The sequence below is a fragment of the Paraburkholderia sabiae genome, from assembly GCF_030412785.1.
Taxonomy (GTDB): domain Bacteria; phylum Pseudomonadota; class Gammaproteobacteria; order Burkholderiales; family Burkholderiaceae; genus Paraburkholderia; species Paraburkholderia sabiae.
In genome coordinates this window covers 4859443-4881106 of record NZ_CP125295.1, presented here as the reverse complement: position 1 = coordinate 4881106, position 21664 = coordinate 4859443, and the positions used below count along the sequence as shown (strand labels likewise).

The 21664-nt window shown below is 62.1% G+C and carries 13 protein-coding genes and 2 tRNA genes; 10 read left to right on the top strand and 5 right to left on the bottom strand.

Features of this window, described 5'->3' with window-relative positions; genetic code table 11:
* Positions 1–344 precede the first annotated feature (344 nt).
* The 8 genes from tig to QEN71_RS21955 all read left to right on the top strand — a co-directional run bounded on the left by tig (position 345) and on the right by QEN71_RS21955 (position 9538).
* On the top strand, positions 345–1691 hold the full coding sequence (tig, locus tag QEN71_RS21990; RefSeq protein WP_201652268.1) for a trigger factor: 1347 nt from the start codon (positions 345–347) through the stop codon (positions 1689–1691).
* Positions 1692–1873: 182 nt separating this feature from the next.
* Positions 1874–2533 carry an ATP-dependent Clp endopeptidase proteolytic subunit ClpP gene (gene clpP / locus QEN71_RS21985; protein WP_007585897.1) on the top strand — a complete coding sequence of 220 codons (660 nt, stop codon included), beginning with the start codon at positions 1874–1876 and terminating at the stop codon, positions 2531–2533.
* A 207-nt stretch (positions 2534–2740) separates the two neighbouring features.
* Positions 2741–4012, top strand: a complete 1272-nt coding sequence (gene clpX / locus QEN71_RS21980; RefSeq protein WP_201652271.1) for an ATP-dependent Clp protease ATP-binding subunit ClpX — start codon at positions 2741–2743, stop codon at positions 4010–4012.
* A 184-nt stretch (positions 4013–4196) separates the two neighbouring features.
* Positions 4197–6614: an endopeptidase La gene (gene lon / locus QEN71_RS21975; RefSeq protein ID WP_201652274.1), complete on the top strand. Its 2418-nt coding sequence runs from the start codon at positions 4197–4199 to the stop codon at positions 6612–6614.
* 362 nt (positions 6615–6976) lie between these two features.
* Entirely contained in the window at positions 6977–7249 is a 273-nt protein-coding gene (locus tag QEN71_RS21970; RefSeq protein WP_007585907.1) for an HU family DNA-binding protein, read from the top strand.
* Between the two features lie 68 nt (positions 7250–7317).
* Positions 7318–7393, top strand: a tRNA-Val gene (locus QEN71_RS21965).
* 41 nt (positions 7394–7434) lie between these two features.
* Positions 7435–7511, top strand: a tRNA-Asp gene (locus QEN71_RS21960).
* A 98-nt stretch (positions 7512–7609) separates the two neighbouring features.
* Positions 7610–9538, top strand: coding sequence for a SurA N-terminal domain-containing protein (locus tag QEN71_RS21955; protein ID WP_201652277.1), 1929 nt, complete (start codon positions 7610–7612; stop codon positions 9536–9538).
* Between the two features lie 104 nt (positions 9539–9642).
* Here QEN71_RS21955 and QEN71_RS21950 read toward each other — a convergent pair whose 3' ends face one another.
* Both QEN71_RS21950 and QEN71_RS21945 read right to left on the bottom strand, forming a co-directional pair.
* Positions 9643–9984 (bottom strand): hypothetical protein, encoded by a 342-nt coding sequence (locus QEN71_RS21950; protein WP_201652280.1) that lies wholly within the window; start codon positions 9982–9984, stop codon positions 9643–9645.
* A 142-nt stretch (positions 9985–10126) separates the two neighbouring features.
* On the bottom strand, positions 10127–10846 hold the full coding sequence (locus QEN71_RS21945; RefSeq protein ID WP_201652283.1) for an arylesterase: 720 nt from the start codon (positions 10844–10846) through the stop codon (positions 10127–10129).
* Here QEN71_RS21945 and QEN71_RS21940 point away from each other — a divergent pair.
* A complete protein-coding gene (locus QEN71_RS21940) occupies positions 10845–11531 on the top strand; it encodes an ABC transporter ATP-binding protein (RefSeq protein ID WP_201652286.1) in 687 nt (228 codons plus the stop codon). The genes QEN71_RS21945 and QEN71_RS21940 overlap by 2 nt on opposite strands.
* 92 nt (positions 11532–11623) lie before the next feature.
* Here the strand turns inward: QEN71_RS21940 and pgi are convergent, their stop codons facing one another.
* The 3 genes from pgi to QEN71_RS21925 form a co-directional block, all read right to left on the bottom strand.
* Positions 11624–13246, bottom strand: coding sequence for a glucose-6-phosphate isomerase (gene pgi / locus QEN71_RS21935; protein ID WP_201652289.1), 1623 nt, complete (start codon positions 13244–13246; stop codon positions 11624–11626).
* A gap of 268 nt (positions 13247–13514) precedes the next feature.
* Positions 13515–15107 carry an NAD(P)H-hydrate dehydratase gene (locus QEN71_RS21930; RefSeq protein ID WP_201652292.1) on the bottom strand — a complete coding sequence of 531 codons (1593 nt, stop codon included), beginning with the start codon at positions 15105–15107 and terminating at the stop codon, positions 13515–13517.
* A 111-nt stretch (positions 15108–15218) separates the two neighbouring features.
* Positions 15219–16520: an FAD-dependent oxidoreductase gene (locus QEN71_RS21925; RefSeq protein ID WP_201652295.1), complete on the bottom strand. Its 1302-nt coding sequence runs from the start codon at positions 16518–16520 to the stop codon at positions 15219–15221.
* Positions 16521–16987: 467 nt separating this feature from the next.
* Here QEN71_RS21925 and purL point away from each other — a divergent pair, with 467 nt between their 5' ends.
* Complete coding sequence (purL, locus tag QEN71_RS21920) at positions 16988–21067, top strand: phosphoribosylformylglycinamidine synthase (RefSeq protein WP_201652298.1); 4080 nt, start codon at positions 16988–16990, stop codon at positions 21065–21067.
* Positions 21068–21664: the final 597 nt, after the last annotated feature.

Below are 21664 nucleotides of genomic sequence, written 5' to 3'. Positions count from 1 at the left end.
TGACGCTGCGTACGGTCGGGCGCAAACGCGTTTTGACCGGTCCGTCGCGCGACCGGCGCTGCGCCCGGAGAGGCGTCGATAATCGACAAACAGCGAATCCGGCTAGCCGTGCAAATAGTTTGCTAAAATATTTGGCTCTCTGACCCAAACTGTGCTGCCGGCGGCCTCACAGACCGCGGAGAGAGGCACGCGATCGATGTCACATCTGAGTGAGCGAAGCGAAGCGGCGACCCGGTAATCAGGCGTGGATAACACGCGGCATCGGGCGCACGACGCAAAGCGGACATCGACAGGCGCACACAAGATAACTGATTCGCTCGAATAATTTTAGGACGATTGAAGCCATGGCTAACGTTGTTGAAAACCTCGGCAAGCTCGAACGCCGCGTGACGATTTCCCTGCCGAAAGACACCGTGCAGAAGGAAGTGGACTCGCGTATCCGTCAACTCGCGAAGAACGTGCGCATGCCGGGTTTCCGCCCGGGCAAGGTGCCGCTCAAGATGGTGACGCAGCAGTACGCGGGTCAGGTGGAAGCCGAAGTGCTGAGCGACAAGGTTGGCAAGGAATTCTTCGATATCAGCCGCGCGGAGAACCTGCGTGTCGCTGGCCAGCCGAGCTTCAGCCCGAAGGCAGATGCATCCGAAGGCGACTACGCATTCGACGCAACGTTCGAGGTTTACCCGGACGTGAAGCTGGGCGACGTCGCGACGGCTGAAATCGAACGCACGACCACGAACATCAGCGACGCGGAAATCGACCGCACGCTGGACATCCTGCGCAAGCAGCGCGTGCACTACCACGCTCGCGGCGAAGCCGGCGAGCACGGCGACGGCGGCGCGGACACGGCAGCCAAGGACGGCGACCGCGTGACGGTCGACTTCGTCGGCAAGATCGACGGTGAAGCATTCCAGGGCGGCAGCGCGGACGACTTCGCGTTTGTCCTGGGCGAAGGCCGCATGCTGCCGGAATTCGAAAAGGCAGCGCTCGGCCTGAAGGTCGGCGAGTCGAAGGAATTCGACCTGGCCTTCCCCGAGGACTATCACGGCAAGGAAGTCGCCGGCAAGACCGCGCAGTTCACGATCACGATGAAGAAGATCGAGTGGCCGCACCTGCCGGAAATCGACGGCGAATTCGCGAAGTCGCTCGGCATCGAAGACGGCGATCTGACGAAGATGCGCAATGAAATCAAGGACAACCTCGAGCGCGAAGCGAAGCGCCGTACGCAGGCTGTCGTGAAGAACCAGGTGATGGATGCTCTGCTGAAGATCTCCGAACTCGACGTGCCGAAGGCGCTGATCGAGCAGGACCAGCAGCGCCTCGTCGAAATGGCGCGTCAGGACCTGACGCAACGCGGCGTGCCGAACGCGAAGGACGCACCGATCCCCGCAGAAATGTTCGCCGAGCAGGCAGAGCGCCGCGTCAAGCTGGGCCTCGTGCTGGCCGAACTGGTGAAGGCCAACGAACTGCAGGCCAAGCCGGAACAGATCCGCGCGGAAGTCGACGAATTCGCGAAGAGCTACGAAGACCCGAAGGAAGTCGTGCGCTGGTATTATTCGAACCAGCAGCGCCTGGCCGAGATGGAAGCGTATGTCGTTGAATCCAACGTCGTCGATTTCGTCCTGAGCAAGGCGAAGGTGACGGACAAGGAAGTGAGCTTCGAAGAGCTGGCAAGCGCAACGGCGCAAGCGTAATAGCATCGCTGCAACGGCGTGCCGGCTGTCCGAACGACGGCCCGCACGCCGTTTTTGCATCTGTACGGCCAGTTCATGCTAAAAGAACGCTTGTCGGCCGTGGCAGCTCTTGAAGAAGCGCGCGGCCGGACCCACTTGTCCAGAACCGAACATCAGAACATTTCCTGACAAGGATCCATTGCATGACCTTTCGCGCTCAAATGCTGGACACGTTGACCTCGCAGTCGTCGCGAGATCGGGATCTCGAAGCGCAAGCGCTCGGCCTCGTGCCGATCGTGGTCGAAACGAGCGGCCGCGGTGAACGTTCGTATGACATCTATTCGCGTCTGCTGAAGGAGCGCGTAGTGTTTCTGGTCGGCGAAGTGAACGACCAGACCGCCAACCTCGTGATCGCGCAGTTGCTGTTCCTCGAAAGCGAAAATCCGGACAAGGACATCAGCTTCTACATCAACAGCCCGGGCGGCTCGGTGTCGGCAGGGATGGCGATCTACGACACGATGCAGTTCATCAAGCCGGACGTGTCGACGCTCTGTATGGGTCTCGCGGCCAGCATGGGCGCGTTCCTGCTGGCGGCGGGCGCGAAGGGCAAGCGTTTCGCGCTGCCGAACGCTCGCGTGATGATTCACCAGCCGCTGGGCGGCGCGCGCGGTCAGGCATCGGACATCGAAATTCAGGCACGTGAAATCCTGTACCTGAAGGAACGCCTGAACCAGTTGTTGTCGCACCATACGGGTCAACCCGTCGAGCGCATCCAGCGCGACACGGACCGCGACAACTTCATGTCGGGCGACGACGCGCAGGCCTACGGTCTCGTCGACCAGGTGCTGCACAAGCGTCCGTAAACAATCGCTGAAACATGGCTGATCCGGAGCGCTTTTTCCTCAAATTGGGGGAAGAGCGCCGGCGCAAAACCTTGTGAAATAATAAGACCCGTCTGAACGCCTGCGGCAAACGCCGTCACAGCTTTTGCGCATCCGTCCCGCCCCGAACTGAACGAGGCGGGCAAACGGCGTATCATGTCATTCGAGTGTCCGGAGGCTCACACATCTATGGCGGACAAAAAAGGTTCGAACAGCGAGAAGCTGTTGTATTGCTCGTTCTGCGGCAAAAGCCAGCACGAAGTTAAAAAACTGATTGCTGGTCCGTCGGTATTCATCTGTGATGAATGTATCGACCTGTGCAACGAAATCATTCGCGACGAAGCAGCGGGCGCGGGTCTGGAAACGGGCCTGTCCAAGTCCGATCTGCCGAGTCCTCAGGAAATCCGTGACATTCTCGATCAATACGTGATCGGGCAAGAACGCGCGAAGAAAATTCTCGCGGTCGCGGTGTACAACCACTACAAGCGTCTCAAGCATCTCGACAAGAAGGACGACGTCGAGTTGTCGAAGAGCAACATCCTGCTGATCGGCCCGACGGGTTCCGGTAAGACGCTGCTTGCCCAGACCCTTGCGCGCCTTCTGAACGTCCCGTTCGTGATCGCCGACGCGACCACGCTGACGGAAGCCGGCTATGTCGGCGAAGACGTCGAGAACATCATTCAGAAGCTGCTGCAAAACTGCAATTACGAAGTCGACAAGGCGCAGCGCGGTATCGTTTATATCGACGAAATCGACAAGATCAGCCGCAAGTCGGACAACCCGTCGATTACCCGCGACGTGTCCGGCGAAGGCGTGCAGCAGGCGCTGCTGAAGCTGGTCGAAGGCACGATGGCGTCGGTGCCGCCGCAAGGTGGCCGTAAGCATCCGAACCAGGACTTCATCCAGGTCGACACGACGAACATCCTGTTCATTTGCGGTGGCGCGTTCGATGGCCTCGAAAAGGTGATCGTCGACCGTACGGAAAAAACGGGCATCGGTTTCGGCGCAAGCGTCAAGAGCAAGCAGGATCGCGACGCGGGCGAAGTGCTGCGCGAAGTCGAGCCGGAAGATCTCATCAAATTCGGCCTGATTCCAGAACTGATCGGACGTCTGCCCGTCGTGGCGACGCTCGGCAAGCTGGACGAAGCCGCGCTGATGAAGATTCTGGTCGAGCCGAAGAACGCGCTGATCAAGCAATATCACAAGCTGTTCAACATGGAACGCGTCGAGCTGGAGATTCGTCCGGCGGCGCTGCAAGCCATTGCCCGCAAGGCGATCCGCCGCAAGACGGGGGCACGCGGCTTGCGTTCCATTCTGGAACAGGCATTGCTCGACGTGATGTACGAATTGCCGGCAATGAAGGGCGTGAGCAAAGTCATTATTGACGACAATGTCATTGATGGCGACGGAAAGCCGCTACTGATCTACGAAGACGCGCCAAAGGTCGCGGGTTCGAATTGATCGGCTTCCCGATTTTTGAAAAAAAGCCGTTCATGGCGACGTGAACGGCTTTTTTCGTTTATCGTGTCGTCAGGAAGGGCCGTTTTTCTGGAGTCACTGAACTTTTTCCCACACGCGAAGGCTTGCAATCTTTTTTGTCGGCCTCAACTATCGAACAAACTGATTCCACTCATGGGGAAATGAAATGTCAGGAACCCAACTCCTCCCGCCGGAACGCGTCACACTTCCGCTGCTCCCGCTGCGCGACGTAGTCGTTTTCCCGCACATGGTGATCCCGCTCTTCGTGGGTCGCCCGAAATCGATCAAGGCGTTGGAAGCCGCGATGGAAGGCGGCAAGCACATCATGCTTGTTGCTCAAAAGACGGCGGCCAAAGACGAGCCGACCGAAAAAGACATGTACGAAGTTGGCTGTATCGCCAACATCCTGCAGATGCTCAAGCTGCCCGACGGCACTGTGAAGGTGCTGGTCGAAGGTCTGCAGCGCGCAAAGACGCTGTCGATCGAAGAGCAGGAAACGCAATTCTCGTGCGAAGTCATGCCGCTCGAGCCCGATCACGCCGATAGCGCTGAAACGGAAGCGCTGCGCCGTGCGATCGTCTCGCAGTTTGACCAGTACGTGAAGCTGAACAAGAAGATCCCGCCGGAGATCCTGACGTCGCTGTCGGGCATCGACGAGGCCGGTCGTCTGGCTGACACGATTGCTGCGCATCTCCCGCTCAAGCTCGACCAGAAGCAGCAGATCCTCGAAATGTTCCCGGTCATCGAGCGCCTCGAGCATCTGCTCGCGCAACTCGAAGCCGAGATCGACATCCTGCAGGTCGAAAAGCGCATCCGTGGCCGCGTCAAGCGTCAGATGGAGAAGAGCCAGCGCGAGTACTACCTGAACGAACAGGTCAAGGCGATCCAGAAGGAACTGGGCGAAGGCGAAGAGGGTGCCGATCTCGAAGAACTCGAGAAGCGCATCACGGCCGCGCGCATGCCGAAGGAAGCCAAGAAGAAGGCCGACGCCGAGCTGAAGAAACTCAAGCTGATGTCGCCGATGTCGGCGGAAGCGACGGTCGTGCGTAACTACATCGACACGCTGATCGGCCTGCCGTGGCGCAAGAAGAGCAAGGTCAACAACGACCTCTCGAATGCAGAGCGCGTGCTGGACGAAGACCACTTCGGTCTCGAGAAGGTCAAGGAACGCATTCTCGAGTATCTCGCAGTGCAACAGCGCGTGGACAAGGTGAAGGCGCCGATCCTGTGCCTCGTCGGGCCTCCGGGCGTTGGTAAGACGTCGCTGGGCCAGTCGATTGCACGCGCAACGAACCGCAAGTTCGTGCGTATGGCGCTGGGCGGTGTGCGTGACGAAGCTGAGATCCGCGGCCACCGTCGTACGTACATCGGTTCGATGCCGGGCAAGATCCTGCAGAGCCTGACCAAGGTCGGCGTGCGCAATCCGCTCTTCCTGCTCGACGAAGTCGACAAGATGGGCATGGATTTCCGCGGCGATCCGTCGTCGGCGCTGCTCGAAGTGCTCGACCCCGAACAGAACCACACGTTCGCCGACCACTACGTCGAAGTCGACTTCGACCTGTCGGACGTGATGTTCGTCGCGACGTCGAACTCGCTGAACATTCCGCCTCCGCTGCTCGACCGGATGGAAGTGATCCGTCTGTCGGGTTACACGGAAGACGAGAAGGTCAGCATCGCGCAACGTTATCTGCTGCCGAAGCAGAAGAAGAACAACGGCCTGAAGCAAGGCGAGATCGAAGTCACGGAAGCCGCAATCCGCGACATCATTCGCTACTACACGCGTGAAGCGGGCGTGCGTTCGCTCGAGCGTGAAGTGTCGAAGATCTGCCGTAAGGTCGTGAAGATGCTTCTGCTGAAGAAGGCAGACAAGGCAGTGACGGTCGACGCGACCAACCTCGATACGTTCCTCGGCGTGCGCAAGTACGACTTCGGTCTGGCCGCGAAGGAAAACCAGATCGGCCAGGTGACGGGTCTTGCGTGGACGGAAGTCGGCGGTGATCTGCTGACGATCGAAGCGGCCGTGATGCCGGGTAAGGGCAATGTGATCCGCACGGGTTCGCTCGGCGACGTGATGAAGGAATCCGTCGAAGCGGCGCGCTCGGTGGTGCGTTCACGTTCGCGCCGTCTCGGTATCAAGGACGAAGCGTTCGAGAAGCAGGACATTCACATCCACGTGCCGGAAGGCGCGACGCCGAAGGACGGTCCGTCCGCCGGCGGTGCGATGACGACGGCGCTGGTGTCGGTGCTCACGGGTATCCCTGTGCGCGCGGACGTCGCGATGACGGGTGAAATCACGCTGCGTGGCGAAGTGCTGCCGATCGGCGGGCTGAAAGAGAAGTTGCTGGCCGCGCATCGCGGCGGCATCAAGCTCGTGCTGATTCCGGAAGAAAACGTCAAGGATCTGACGGAGATTCCGGACAACGTGAAGAACGCGATCGAGATCGTTCCCGTTCGCTGGATCGACAAGGTTCTCGAACTGGCTCTTGAACGTTCGCCGACGCCGTTGCCCGAAGAGGAGCCGAAGTCGGCAACGCCCGTCGGTGAATCGAAAGACGCCGGCGCAAGCGATGTCGTAAAGCATTAAGCATCGGACGCGTTGCACTGAGTTCGCTCAGTCATTCGCCATCAAAAACCCGCGGCAATGTCCGCGGGTTTTTTTATGCTTTTACGCTGCAAACGTTTGGCCATGCATAGGCTCGATCACGCGATTTACCCGCTATCCAGGATGAAAGAATATTCGCGTCAATGTGGTTGCATTCACATCGATCGTTTGCAGGATTTTGTTATCGGCAGCGCCCCGACGAGCCCCTCGAATCAGGCTCAATCCCGCTTGACACAAGGGTTTCGGACCATTCTAATGAGTGGCCGGCAAATTCTGCCGTGCCGTATATAACCGGGCGCTTAAGCGCTTTCATGATTGCCCAACAACATTCTCGGGGGCTTGGAATGAATAAAACGGAATTGATCGATCACATTGCGCAGCAAGCCGACATTTCGAAAGCGGCAGCAGGGCGCGCATTGGATGCTGTGATCGGTGGCGTCAAAGGCACGTTGAAAAAGGGTGGTTCGGTTACGCTGGTTGGCTTCGGCACGTTTGCCGTCGGCAAGCGCACGGCTCGCACGGGACGCAATCCGCGCACGGGCGCAGCAATCAAGATCAAGGCAGCCAAGGTTCCTAAATTTAGGCCTGGCAAAGCGCTAAAGGATGCGTTAAACTAATGGGCTCGCTGCTTGATGAATATGTCGATGCAAATCGATAAGCAATCAGGCAGCGACAATCTCGGAGCGGGTGCTTAGCTCAGTTGGTAGAGCGGCGCCCTTACAAGGCGTAGGTCGGGAGTTCGAGCCTCTCAGCACCCACCAGTTCCAGATTGAAGTGACACGCTGCAGTGTATGCAGCATAAGGAGTGGTAGTTCAGTCGGTTAGAATACCGGCCTGTCACGCCGGGGGTCGCGGGTTCGAGTCCCGTCCACTCCGCCAGTATCCTAGAAAGGCGAACTCCGGTTCGCCTTTTTTATTGCCCGCTGTTGTACTATCGGGCGTTCCGTTTTTGGCGTCCGACTTTTGCCTCCTCAAGCATGCTCGATTTCTTCCGCAATCACCAACGTCTGATGATGTTCATGCTCATCCTGGTCATTCTGCCGGGTTTGGGTTTTGTCGGTATTCAGGGCTTCCGTGGTTTCTTTGACGAGAGCGCAAACGTCGCGAGCGTCAATGGACACAAGATCACGCGTGGCGAGTTCGACAACGCGTGGCGCCAGCAGATGGACCGCGCGCGTCAGATGCTCGGCGCCCAGTTCGACTCGAAAATTTTCGACACGCCGGAGCGCCGCAAGGACATGCTCGACGGTCTGATCCAGCAACGCGTGCTCGCCGACGAAACGCAGCGTCTGCATCTGACGGTCTCCGACGATGCGCTGCGCCGCGCGCTGATGGCTGATCCCGTGATCGGTTCGCTGAAGAACGCGGACGGCTCGATCGACCTGAACAAATACAAAGAACTCCTTGCGATGCAGGGCATCACGCCCGATCAGTATCAGGAGCAGGTGCGCTACAGCATGTCGATGCAACAGCTGCCCGCTGCGATCACGCAAACGTCCTTCACGCCGAAGACGCTCGCACAGCATCTGACCGAGCTCGCCGAGCAGCAGCGCGAAGTGCAGGGGCTCGCATTCCGCGCGAAGGAATACGAGTCGAAGGTGCAGCCGACGGACGCGCAGATTCAGGCGTACTACGATGCACATCGCGACGATTTCGCGACGCCCGCAACGGCGACGATCCAGTATCTGGTGATGTCGCCTGCGACGCTCTCGGCATCGGCGAATCCGAGCGACGCCGACCTCAAGAAGTACTACGACGACAACATCGCGCATTTCCGCACGACGGGTGAGGTGCGCGCAAGCCACATCCTGATCGCGGTGTCCAAGGACGCGAGCGCGGCCGACAAGGACAAGGCGAAGCAGAAGGCGCAAGAAGTCCTCGCGCAGGTCAAGGCGCATCCGGATCAGTTCGCACAACTCGCGCAGCAGGATTCGCAGGATCCGGGCTCGGCGTCGAAGGGCGGCGATCTGGGCTACTTCAGCCCCGGCATGATTGCGGGCGGCAAGGCATTCGACGACGCCGTCTTCAAGATGAAGAAGGACGAGATCAGCGACCTGATCCAGTCTGACTTCGGCTATCACATCGTCAAGGTGACGGACGTGAAGCCGTCGGTGACGAAGCCCTTCGACGAAGTGAAGGACTCGATCGCGAAAGACCTGAAGACGCAACTCGCGACCAAGGCATTCAGCGACGACTCGGAAGGCTTCACGTCGACGGTCTACGAACAGGCGAAGAGCCTTCAACCGGCCGCTGACAAATACAAGCTGCAGATTCAGACCGCGACGGTCACGCCGAAGCCCAGCACCGCGTTGCCGCCGGACAGCCCGCTGAACAATCCGAAGTTCCTCGCGGCAGTCTTTGCGAACGATTCGGCGAAGGACCACAACAACACGCAGGCGATCGACGTCGGCAACAACACGCTGATCGCGGCACACGTAACGGACTACAAGCCGGCTGCCGTACCCGCGCTGACGGCTGTCAAGGATGCCGTGCGTCAGAAGGTGGTTGCCCAGCAGGCAGCCGATCTCGCGCGCAAGGAAGGCGAAGCGAAGCTGGCCGATCTGCAGAAGTCGAAGTCGACGGATGGCTTCTCGTCCGCGCTGAAGGTGTCGCGCAACGATGCGCAGGGCGTGCCGCCCGCTGCATTGAGCGCAATTTACAAGGCCGATGCGCAAAAGTTGCCGGCATACGTCGGTGTCGATCTGGGCGCGGACGGCTATGCGATCTATCGCGTGAACTCGATCGTCCAGTCCGCACCGACGGATGCGCAGCGTCTGACCTCGGCGCAGCAGCAAATTGCGTCCGTGAATGCACAGGCCGAAGCCGAAGCGTATCTGGATGCGTTGCGTGCGCGCTCGAAGGTGAAGATGTACGGCTCGCTCGACAATCCGCAATCCGGCGAGTAAGCCATTCGATCGAGGCCGTGTGCGTGCGGCTTCCTCGTTGCCAAAACAAAAGCCCCGCAATTGCGGGGCTTTTTGTTTGAGGCTCGCTTCGCGAGAAAGAAGCGTTACAGGCAGGCGCTGATATCGCCCGTCGCGTCGCTGCCGGCGCCGCCGGCTGCGCGGAAGCCCACCCACGTTCCGCCGCCCTGGTAAGCAGGGCGCACCACAGCGGCCGCGCCGTTGGGCGGTTGCTGGCCGGGAACATACACGTCCATCGCCGCGTCGTTGGCCATCGTGTCCTGCGCCACCACCTGTTGCTGCGTCTTGTCAGCCCACTTCTTGGCGATGCACTGGCCGACGACCTTCGGCGGCTGCTGGCTGGTGCCGACGGACTGCACGCCAGCGGGCGGCTGTGCAGCACAAGCGGAAATGGCAACAGCCATAGCGATAATCGGTAAGTATTTCACGTTATCTCCTTCCAGAAATCGCTCACATAGAGCCGGTTGTCGAATTCAGGCGAATCTGTCTGATCGACCGTGCCTGGTCATGTTCCCTTTTAATCGGAAACAAGTTGTTAGCGCGCCGCGCCGTCAAGCGCCAGTCGCGCTGTCATTGAGACGAGGTGTGAAGCAGCGGCTTCAGCGCTGGCCACACGTTGTCCAGTAGCAGGGGTTGTGCCCGTTGCGTCGGATGAATCTGATCCGACTGGAACATATCGGGCTTGTTTTCGATTCCGGCGAGGAGAAATGGGACGAGCGGCACGCGTAGCTGTTTGGACAGTTGTCCGTAGAGTTCATGGAACTTTTGCGTGTAGTCGGGTCCGTAGTTAGGCGGCACGTACATGCCGACGAGCAGAACCTTCGCGTGTCCCTGCTGGGCCTGCTCGACGATCGTGCGCAGATTGTCTTCCGTCGTGCTGAGCGGCACGCCGCGCAACGCATCGTTGGCGCCCAGTTCGACGATCACGATGGCAGGCTTGAGGCGTTGCATCAGCGCGGGCAAACGGGCGCGTCCTCCGCTCGTGGTGTCGCCGCTGATGCTCGCATTCGCAACGTTATAATCGATCTGCGCACTCGACAGCCGCTGACGCATCAGAGAAACCCAGCCGGTGTCGCGAGGCAAGCCGTATTCGGCAGAGAGACTGTCGCCGAGTACGACGATGGTCGGCTTCGACTGTTGCGCGTTGCTGCCAGCCGTGTTCGTGGCGTTCGAGTTGCTGGCCGCGAGAGCGGGCTCCGAAAACGTTGCGGCGAATACGAAGGGGAAACACGCCGCGGTCAGCGCCGCGATGGACGCAACGGCGCGCACTTTCAACCTACGCTTCACCATGCAAAAGAAAACCGATCCAGTCATCGAAGTGCGGGGTTTGTGCAAGAGGGTTAAGGATGCGACGGGTGAGCTGACGATCCTCGACAACATCGACCTGTCGATTCATGCAAGCAGCCGCGTGGCGATCGTCGGCGCGTCGGGCTCCGGCAAGTCTACGCTGCTCGGACTGCTCGCCGGTTTGGACAGTGCGACATCAGGGTCGGTTCGTCTGCTCGGTCGCGAACTGACGGAACTCGACGAAGACGGCCGCGCCGCGTTGCGCAACGGTTCAGTCGGCTTCGTGTTCCAGTCCTTCCAGTTGATGCCGCACCTGACGGCGCTCGAGAACGTGACGCTTCCCCTCGAACTGCAAGGCGGGCTGCCGGCACGCGACGTTCATGCGCGTGCGCGGACGCTGCTGACGCAAGTTGGCCTCGGCGAGCGCATGCGGCACTATCCGAAGCTGCTGTCGGGCGGTGAACAGCAACGTGTGGCGCTCGCGCGCGCGTTCGCGACGCATCCCGCGATTCTTTTCGCCGACGAACCGACGGGCAGTCTCGACGCTGCGACAGGCCATGCCGTCATCGATCTGATGTTCGAGATGAATCGCGCGAACGGCGCGACGCTCGTGCTCGTCACGCATGATGTCGAGCTGGCGCGGCGCTGCGATACGACGGTGACGATCGAAGCAGGGCGCCTCATCTAAGCAGGCTTTCCGGGCAAAGAAAAAACGGGCCTTCATGACGAAGGCCCGTTTGCTTTCGAGCGCCTGAATCTTCGGCAAAATGCCGAGCCGCGTCAGCCTTTCAGCGCCGCGCGCGCACGTGCGATCAGTGCCGACGTGGACGAGTCGTGCTTCTTCTCATCGACGGTCGCGGCCGTGAGATCCGCTTCGACGACCTTGCCGAGGATCTTGCCCAACTCGACGCCCCACTGGTCGAACGAGTTGATGTTCCACACCGTGCCTTGCACGAGCACCTTGTGTTCGTACAACGCGATCAATGCGCCGAGCGAGCGGGCGGTGAGGGCATCGACGAGCAGCGTCGTAGTCGGACGGTTGCCGGGGAACATGATGTGCGGCACGAGTTCTGGCTTGTCCGGTCCCGCCACTTTCTCGGCCTCTTCGCGCGTGCGGCCGAGCATCAGCGCTTCGCTCTGCGCGAAGCAGTTCGCCAGCAGCTTCGGATGATGCGACACGAGCGGATGCTCAGGCGTGAGCACCGCGACGAAGTCGATCGGGACGATGGTCGGCCCCTGGTGCAGCATCTGGAAGAACGCGTGCTGCCCGTTCGTGCCCGGCTCGCCCCACGTGACTGCAGAGGTGTCGTACGTGACGAACGAGCCGTCCAGGCACGCCTGCTTGCCGTTGCTTTCCATCTCCAGCTGTTGCAGGTACGACGGCAGGTAGTGCAGCGCTTCGGAATACGGCGCGACCAGATAACTTTGCGAGCCGAAGAAGTTGCGATACCAGATACCGATCATGCCCATCAGCACGGGCAGATTGCGTTCGAGCGGCGCGCTGCGGAAATGCTCGTCCATCTCGTTCGCGCCGGCGAGCAGTTCGTCGAACTGCTTTGGACCGATGGCGATCATGATCGACAGACCGACGGCCGACCACAGCGAATACCGCCCGCCAACCCAGTCCCACATCTCGAACACGTTCTCCTGCGCGATGCCGAACTTGACGACTTCCGTGGGATTCGCCGATACGCCGACAAAGTGCTTCGCCAGTTCGCCCGCCGGGCAGCCTTTCTCGATGAACCAGTCGCGCAGCGAATTCGCGTTGGTCATCGTTTCGAGCGTGGTGAACGTCTTCGAAACGATGATGGCGAGCGTCTCTTCGGGATCGATCTGCTGTAGCACGCGATAGAGGTCCGCGCCGTCGACGTTCGATACGAAGTGCGTCGAGATATCGGGCGTAGCGAGGTGTTGCAGCGCGTGCACGACCATCTTCGGCCCGAGGTCCGATCCGCCGATGCCGATGTTCACGACATGGCGAATGCGCTTGCCCGTATAGCCCTTCCATTCGCCGCCGCGGACCTTGTCCGCGAATGCCGCCATCTTCGCGCGCTCGGCCTGGATCTTGCCGTAGAAGGGCGCTGTAGGATTGCTCGCGCGCAGCGCCGTGTGCAGCACCGCGCGGCCTTCCGTCGGATTGACGGTGTCGCCCGCGAACATCGCGTCGCGGCGCTTCTCGACGTTGGCTTCGCGCGCGAGTTGCACGAGCAGATTCAGGGTTTCGTCGGTGATGCGGTTCTTCGAAAAATCGGCTGCGAGACCGCCGCCGGCGAGGGTAAAGCGTTCGGCGCGCGTCGGCGCGGGATCGTTCTCGGGTGCAAACCAGTCGCGCAGGCGCGCATCGCGAATCTGTCCGTAGTGTGTTTGCAGCGAGTTCCAGGCGGGGAGCGAGTTGAGAGTCATAACCGTCCGTCTAACGAAGGAAAACGAATGGCCGGCCGCGCGTCGGGCGTGCCGGGGGTGATCTGCAGATGCGCAGTTGGCTGAGCGGCCCGGTCGCCGGATGCGCGGCGGCGTGTCGCGTGCCCCGTCAGCGGGCGTCTGCAGTTCGCGTCGCGACCGTTGGACGGACTCGCGACGCAGTCAACCAGTATAGCGGGCCAGGATGACAGCCGGGATAGATGGGTCAGGGCGCCAGATAGCGGGACGTCCGGTGCGGCACGACCGGCCTTCACTCCCTCGGCGGATACACGAGCCGATTCAACAGCTTGCGCACCATCGGCGCGAGTTCGCCCGCCGTCAGACCGGCTGGCCCTTTGCCGCGCCCGGTGAGCATGTCGGCTGCGAGACCGTGCAGAAAAACGCCCGCGAGCGCCGCCTCGTAGCGCGGCAGCCCTTGACCGAGGAACGCGCCGATCAGGCCGCCGAGCACGTCGCCCGTACCGCCCGTCGCGAGCGCCGCATTGCCCGTCGGGTTGATGGCGACACGGCCGTCGGGAGACGCGATCACGGTGCCCGTACCTTTCAGTACGGCCACGCATGCATAACGCGCCGCAAGCTCGCGCGCCGCCGTCAGCCGGTCGTGCTGCACGTTTTTCGCATCCGTGCCGAGCAGGCGTGCCGCTTCGAGCGGATGGGGCGTCAGCACGCACGGATCGTTGGCGCTCTCGCCGCGCTGCTTCACGGCGGCGGCGAGTTCGGCGTGATCGGCGACGAGATTCAGCGCGTCGGCATCCAGCAGTTTCGGTACGTTCAGCGGCAGCACGTTGCGCAACACGTCGACGGCGCGCTCACGCTTGCCCATACCGCAGCCGATCGACAACGCGTCCATCGTGGCGAGCGGCAGTTCGTCGAGCGGATGGAGCATCAACTCAGGGTGCGGCGGATCGTACGGCGGGCTGCCTGCGCCGAGGAACGCGACATGGACCTTGCCGGCGCCCGCGTACAACGCCGCGCGCGCGGCAAGGATAGGCGCGCCGCACATGCCTGTGTCGCCGCCCACGACGGCCATGCTGCCGAACGTGCCTTTGTGTGTCGCGTAATCGCGTGAAGGGAAATACGGAACGAACAGGGCGGGGCTGTTCAACCGCACCATCGGCTGACGCGGCCCTTCGACGCCGATCGGCGCGACCGTCACGTCGCCTGCCAGATCGCGCCCCGATGCCATGTATAGCCCAGGTTTCGCGCCGATAAAGGTGACCGTGTTCGTCGCGCGCACGGCAACGCCGCCGTCGACGACGTTGCCTGTGTCGCTGTCGAGGCCGCTCGGCACGTCGAGCGCGAGCACGCGCCCACGTTTCGCGGCGCGCGCCGACAGCTTCCCTGCAATCGACGCGAACACGCCTTCCAGCGGCCGCGCGAGCCCGATGCCGAACATGCCGTCGACCACCCAGCCGTAACTATCGAGCGAGTCGGGCACGACGTTCGAAATCGGCACGCCTGCGGCACGCGCTTCGGCGAGTGCCCAGCGGGCATCGTCAGGCTTCACCTCGACGGGCATGCAGACTTCGACCGCGACGCCCGCACGCCGAAGCTCCGCCGCAACGACGAGGGCGTCGCCGCCATTGTTGCCGGGCCCGGCGACGAGCCACACCGGCTCGTAGGGATCCGCCGCACCGTCGTGCGCAATGTGTTCGAGTACGAAGCGCGCGCCTGCCTGCCCGGCCCGTTCCATCAGCGTGTGAGCGGGTAGCGTTGCTTCGGCATTTTTTTCGAGCGCGCGTAATTCGGCAACGCTCAGCAGCGTGAACGGCCGGTCGTGCGGGTTGATGAGAATGGCCTGCGGAGGCGGCAGCGAGGGAATCGAGAGTGGGGTATCGGTCATGGCAGCGTACGAGAGCAACAGGGTACGACCATGGTAGTTGCATTGCCCATGCCGATACCAGTACGGCCAAAGGCATAGGACGAATGACCGTCCTATGCCGACATCTCGCGATCAGGCGTTGAAGCGTTCGGGACGAAGCGCCGCGATCGTGTCGGGCGGCAGTTCCGACGGCACGCCGGAAACGAGGTTCGCAATCAGCTTGCCCGAGCCGCAGGCAAGGCCCCAGCCGACGGGACCGTGCGCCGCGTTCACATACAGCCGCGGATGCAGCGCATTGCCCGTCACGGGCAGGCCGTCGGGCGACAGCAGCTTCACGCCTTCCCACGGCAGCGCGGCGGAAATGCGCGCGGAGCCCGGTACCCAGTCGTGCGTCGCCTGGCTGAGCAACGCGAGCGCTTCCTTCGTGAGCGGCTCCGGCAGCGGCTGCTTTGTTTGGCCCGCGCTTTGCAGCACGGCGCCGCCCGCGATACGCAGCCGGTGATTGCTGCGCGTGATCGTGATGCGCTTGACGGCATCGATCACCGTGGTATGCGGTGCGAATTCCTCGCGTGCGATGGGCGCGACGAGGTTATGCAGCCGCAGCGGATGCAGCGGCAAGGTCAGACCGAGCTTTTCCAGCAACGAAAGGCTTCCGACGCCCGCCGCGACCACCACGGCATCCGCGCTGATCACATCGACTTCGCGCGAACGCGACGACTCGCCATTCGCGGGCGCCAGTTCGACGGCGGCACGCTGGTTGTCGAGCCGGATGCCTGTCACTTCGCGCCCGCACTGGAACTGCACGCCGCCTTGCGAATCGAGCGTCTGCTTGATCAGCTTCGCGAACAGCGGGCAGTTGGCCGTACCTTCGTCGTCGAAAAGCACGCCGCCCGCGAAATGCGGTTCGAGCGGAATCGAATGCTCGATGGTCTGGCATTCCTGCGGGCTCAGTACATGATGCGGGACTTCGAATTTCCGCAGCAGGTCGAGCGCGGGCTGCGTGTGCTCCCAATCCTGCGGACTGCGCACCAGATACAGCTGACCCTTCGTCTGCTCGAACTCCAGATTGAAGTGATGTTCGATGTCGGCAAGCGTTTCGCGCGCCGATTCGATCAGCGGGCGCAGCAGCGCATATTGCTTCTGGAAGGCTTCGGGTTCGGCGAGCACCGACAGCTTGCGGATGAAATCGCGCACCGGCCCGTTGAAGCCCGTCTTTTTGATGACGCCGCTCTTCGCCGCCTGGCGATGCTGCATGAAGGTCGGTCCGAACCAGACGTCGAGCGGGGTGGGCAGCAGCGTGCCGCCGTGTCCGTAGGTGGCGCCTTGCGCGACGGTGGCGTGCCGTTCGACGACGCACACCCGATGACCGGCCGCGCGAAGCTGATAGGCGGTGGCGACGCCGACGATCCCGCCGCCAATGACGATGACATCCATGATTAATTCGTATTGCCGGCGGCACGCGTGGGGCCAGGCGTATTTCGTGACATGCGGCGCAGCGCGACAGCCGAAGCTGCGCCGATCTGATGAAAGGCGGAATGATAGCAGCCAAACGAGCCTCCCGGCAGACGGCCGTTCGGCGCGGAAAGAATCTGTTTCGTACCGTCGCGCGCGGTGGTTTCCAGGCGCACAAAGCGTGCGAACCGCCTATCACATCCGGCCAAAACCGCGTCTCGAAATGGTGCGGGAAAGCGCGGACGCACGCCCGGCCGCCGTCTGCAGGCGCAAAAGACGCGTCACATGAGGATGCAGCCCAGGTCTGCCGGGCCTTCCCGGGTTATAATCTTGGACTTCCTTACGCCTCACGTCGCCTCCACGCGCGACTGTCCGAGCGGTTGCTCAAGTTGCAGAAGCAATCGCGCGCGGCACCCAGCGACGCAACCGATCGACGCAACGTCAAGTTCATGGCCCACTTCTCGTGTTTCCCCGGCGCTTCGGCCCTTTCCGATTTCCGTCAAACCCGTCTGCTCGATACGTTGTCGCGCATCGACGCCAGCATCGTCGGCGTGCGCGGCCAGTATCTGCACTTCGTGAACTCGCAGACGCCGCTTTCCACGGAAGACAGCGCAAAAATCGAAGCGCTGATGCACTACGGCGATCCGTTCGACGCGGGCAAGGACAAGGGCGCCGTCGAGACCTTCCTCGTCGTGCCGCGCTTCGGCACGGTGTCGCCGTGGGCGAGCAAGGCCACGGACATCGCGCTCCATTGCGGCCTCACGCACGTGCGCCGCATCGAGCGCGGCGTCGAATACACGGTTGTGCTGAAGGGCGGTCTGCTCGGCGGCAAGAAGGCGCTGTCGGACGAGGCGCGCGCCGCTGTCGTCGCCGCGCTGCATGACCGGATGACGGAAAGCGTCGCGCCGTCGCGCGATCACGCGATGCATCTGTTCGACGAACTGCCGGCGAAGCCGCTGCAAACCGTCGGCGTGCTGACGGACGGCCGCAAGGCGCTGGAGAAGGCGAACTCGGAACTGGGCCTCGCGCTCGCCGACGACGAAATCGACTATCTGGTCGACGCCTTCACGAAGCTCGAACGTAATCCGACCGACGTCGAACTGATGATGTTCGCGCAGGCCAACAGCGAGCACTGCCGCCACAAGATTTTCAACGCGAGCTGGACGATCGACGGCGAAGCGCAGGACATGTCGCTGTTCAACATGATCCGCAACACGGAAAAGTTCAATCCGCAGGGTACGATCGTCGCGTACTCGGACAACTCGTCGATCATGCAGGGCGGCATGGCCGAGCGCTGGTTCCCGCGCAAGCCAGCGAACGCGGACGAGCCGGGTGAACGCTATGGCCGTCACACCGAGTTGACGCACACGCTGATGAAGGTGGAGACGCACAACCACCCGACGGCCATCTCGCCGTTCCCGGGCGCGGCTACAGGCGCGGGCGGCGAAATCCGCGACGAAGGCGCGACGGGCCGCGGCGCACGTCCGAAGGCGGGTCTGACGGGCTTCACGGTGTCGAATCTCGAACTGCCGGACGCGCGTGAGACTTGGGAAAACGCGCGCGACACGAATCAGCCCGTCGGCCATCGCAATGCCGCGGATCAATTCGACACGTATGGCCGTCCGGACCGTATCGCGTCGCCGCTGCAGATCATGATCGACGGGCCGCTTGGTGGCGCCGCGTTCAACAACGAATTCGGCCGGCCGAACCTCGGCGGCTACTTCCGCACTTACGAGCAGAACGTCGCGGGCCGCGTGCGCGGCTATCACAAGCCGATCATGATCGCGGGCGGTCTCGGCAACGTGTCCGACCAGCACACGCACAAGCACGATCTGCCTGCCGGTTCGCTGCTGATCCAGATCGGCGGTCCGGGCATGCGTATCGGCATGGGCGGCGGCGCGGCAAGCTCGATGGCGACGGGCACCAACACGGCCGAACTCGACTTCGATTCCGTGCAGCGCGGCAATCCGGAAATCGAGCGGCGCGCGCAGGAAGTGATCAACTCGTGCTGGCAGCTGGGCGAAGGTAATCCTATCCTGAGCATTCACGACGTCGGCGCGGGCGGTTTGTCGAACGCGTTCCCCGAACTCGTCGATGGCGCGGACAAGGGCGCGCTGTTCGAACTGCGCAAGGTGCAGCTCGAAGAGAGCGGCCTGTCGCCGCGTGAAATCTGGTCGAACGAAGCGCAAGAGCGCTATGTGCTGGCCATTCCGCCGTCGCGTCTCGAAGAATTCGCGGCGATCTGCGAACGCGAGCGCTGCCCGTTCGCAGTAGTCGGCACCGCCACGGCTGAACGTCAGCTGCAACTGATCGACGCCGACAAGACGAACGACGACGCGCACCAGCCCGTCGACATGCCGATGGACGTGCTGCTCGGCAAGCCGCCGCGCATGCATCGCGATGTGAAGCGAGCATCGACACCGCTGCAACCCGTCGACGTCACGCACATCGCGCTGCACGAGGCTGCCGTCAGCGTGCTGCGTCATCCGACGGTCGCGAGCAAGTCGTTCCTGATAACGATCGGCGACCGCTCGGTGGGCGGCACGACGGCGCGCGACCAGATGGTCGGCCCGTGGCAGGTGCCCGTCGCCGACTGCGCGATCACGACGGTCGATTACGCGGGCTTCCGCGGCGAAGCGATGACGATGGCCGAGCGCACGCCGCTCGCCGTCATCGACGCGCCTGCGTCGGGCCGCATGGCCGTGGGCGAAGCGGTGACGAACATTGCGTCGGCGCCTATCGCGTCGCTCGACAAGCTCAAGCTGTCGGCGAACTGGATGGCCGCGTGCGGCAGCCCGGGCGAAGACGCGGCGCTGTACGACACGGTGAAGGCGATCGGCATGGAATTGTGCCCGGCGCTCGGTATCGGCATTCCCGTCGGCAAGGATTCGCTGTCGATGCGTACGAAGTGGGCGGACGGCAGCGTGGAGAAGGAAGTAGTCGCGCCCGTGTCGCTGATCATTTCGGCGTTCGCGCCCGTCGAGGACGTGCGCCGTCATCTGACGCCGCAACTGCTGGGCACGAAGGAAGCGGGCGAAACGGTGCTGATCGCAATCGACCTCGGCCGCGGCAAGCAGCGTCTGGGCGGCAGCATTCTGGCGCAGGTGACACAGCAGGTCGGCGATACAGTGCCCGACGTCGACGATCCCGAAGACCTGAAGCGCTTCTTCACGGCGATCCAGACTCTTAACGCGGACGGCAAGCTGCTCGCGTATCACGACCGCTCGGACGGCGGCTTGTGGGCGACGGTCTGCGAAATGGCGTTTGCGGGTCACGTGGGCGTGTCGCTGAACGTCGACATGCTGACGCTCGATCCCGATCACGAATTCGATTACGGCGACGCGAAGGACTGGGCGAAGCAGACGAGCGGCCGTCGCGAAGACCGCACGATCCGTGCGCTCTTCAACGAGGAACTCGGCGCGGTGGTGCAGGTGCGTGCCACGGACCGCGACGCTGTGCTCGCCGCGTTGCGCGACCATGGTCTGTCGGCGTGCTCGCATGTGATCGGCAAGACGAACGCGAACGACATGATCGAAATCTATCGCGACGCGAAGAAGATTTTCGACGCGCCGCGTGCCGAACTGCATCGCACGTGGAGCGAGGTGAGCTGGCGTATCGCGCGTCTGCGCGACAACCCGGCTTGCGCCGACGCCGAATTCGACGCGCTGCTCGACGCGGGCGATCCGGGCATTCAGCCGCATCTGTCGTTCGATCCTGTCGAAGACGTTGCCGCGCCGTTCATCGGCAAGGGCGCGCGTCCGCGCGTGGCGATCCTGCGCGAGCAGGGCGTGAATTCACACCTTGAAACTGCGTACGCGTTCGACCGCGCGGGCTTCGATGCACATGACGTTCACATGAGCGACCTGCTGTCGGGCCGCGCGACGCTCGCCGATTTTGCAGGCGCGGTCGCGTGCGGCGGCTTCTCGTATGGCGACGTGCTGGGTGCAGGCGAGGGCTGGGCGAAGACGATTCGCTTCAATTCGCAACTGGCCGACATGTTTGCCGCGTTCTTTGGTCGCAACGACACGTTCGCGCTCGGCATCTGCAACGGCTGCCAGATGATGAGCAGCCTTGCATCGATGATTCCTGGCGCGGATGCGTGGCCGAAGTTCACGCGTAACAAGTCGGAGAAATTTGAAGCGCGCTTCTCGCTGGTCGAAGTGCAGTCGTCGCCGTCGATCTTCTTTGCGGGCATGGAAGGATCGCGGATTCCGGTTGCTGTTGCGCACGGCGAGGGTTTTGCTGACTTCTCGCAGCAGGGCGATGCGGCGCGGGTTGCCGTCGCGATGAGGTATGTCGATCATCGTGGGCAGCCCACGGAGCAGTATCCGTTTAATCCTAATGGCTCGCCGGCTGGGATTACGTCTGTGACTACGCCTGATGGGCGTTTTACTGTGTTGATGCCGCACACCGAGCGCGTACATCGTAATGTGCAGATGAGCTGGACTCCGGAGGCCTGGAAGGACTCTGCGACGGACGGCAGTCCGTGGATGCGAGTGTTTCAGAATGCTCGGAAGTTTCTTGGATAAGGGTTAGGTTTTTTGCAGCCTGCGCGGGCTGTGAGCGGTTTTTCTATCGCTGGCGTCCGCGTTTTGCTTTCTGTGCTTCATGCGTTGCCCCTGTGCGGGGCGGCACCTACTTTTCTTTGCAGCGGCAAAGAAAAGTAGGCAAAAGAAAGCCGCTTTTGAACCTCCGGTGCCTGCCAGGATAGCGCTGCGGCACGCCGCAGTTGAGCTATCGCGCAGCGACGTCCGCACTCCGTAGAAAGCCCGCAGTCAACCGCGCACGGCGCCCCCCACACACAGTTCGAAGCACATACCGCCCAATCAAACCACGGCAAACACACAAAAACACGCCGACCGAATGTGCTCCAGGTGGATGTCATCTTTCGCGCCGCGCGCGCCTGACTGCGGGCTTTCTACGGAGTGCGGACGTCGCTGTGCGACAGCTCAAAGAACGTGTGCCGTAGCGTTATCCTGGCCGGCACCGGAGGTTCAAAAGCGGCTTTCTTTTGCCTACTTTTCTTTGCCGCTGCAAAGAAAAGTAGGTGCCGCCCCGCACAGGGGCAACGCTTGAAGCACCGATACGAATTCGCGGATGCCAGCGATAAAAATGCGACCGGCCCA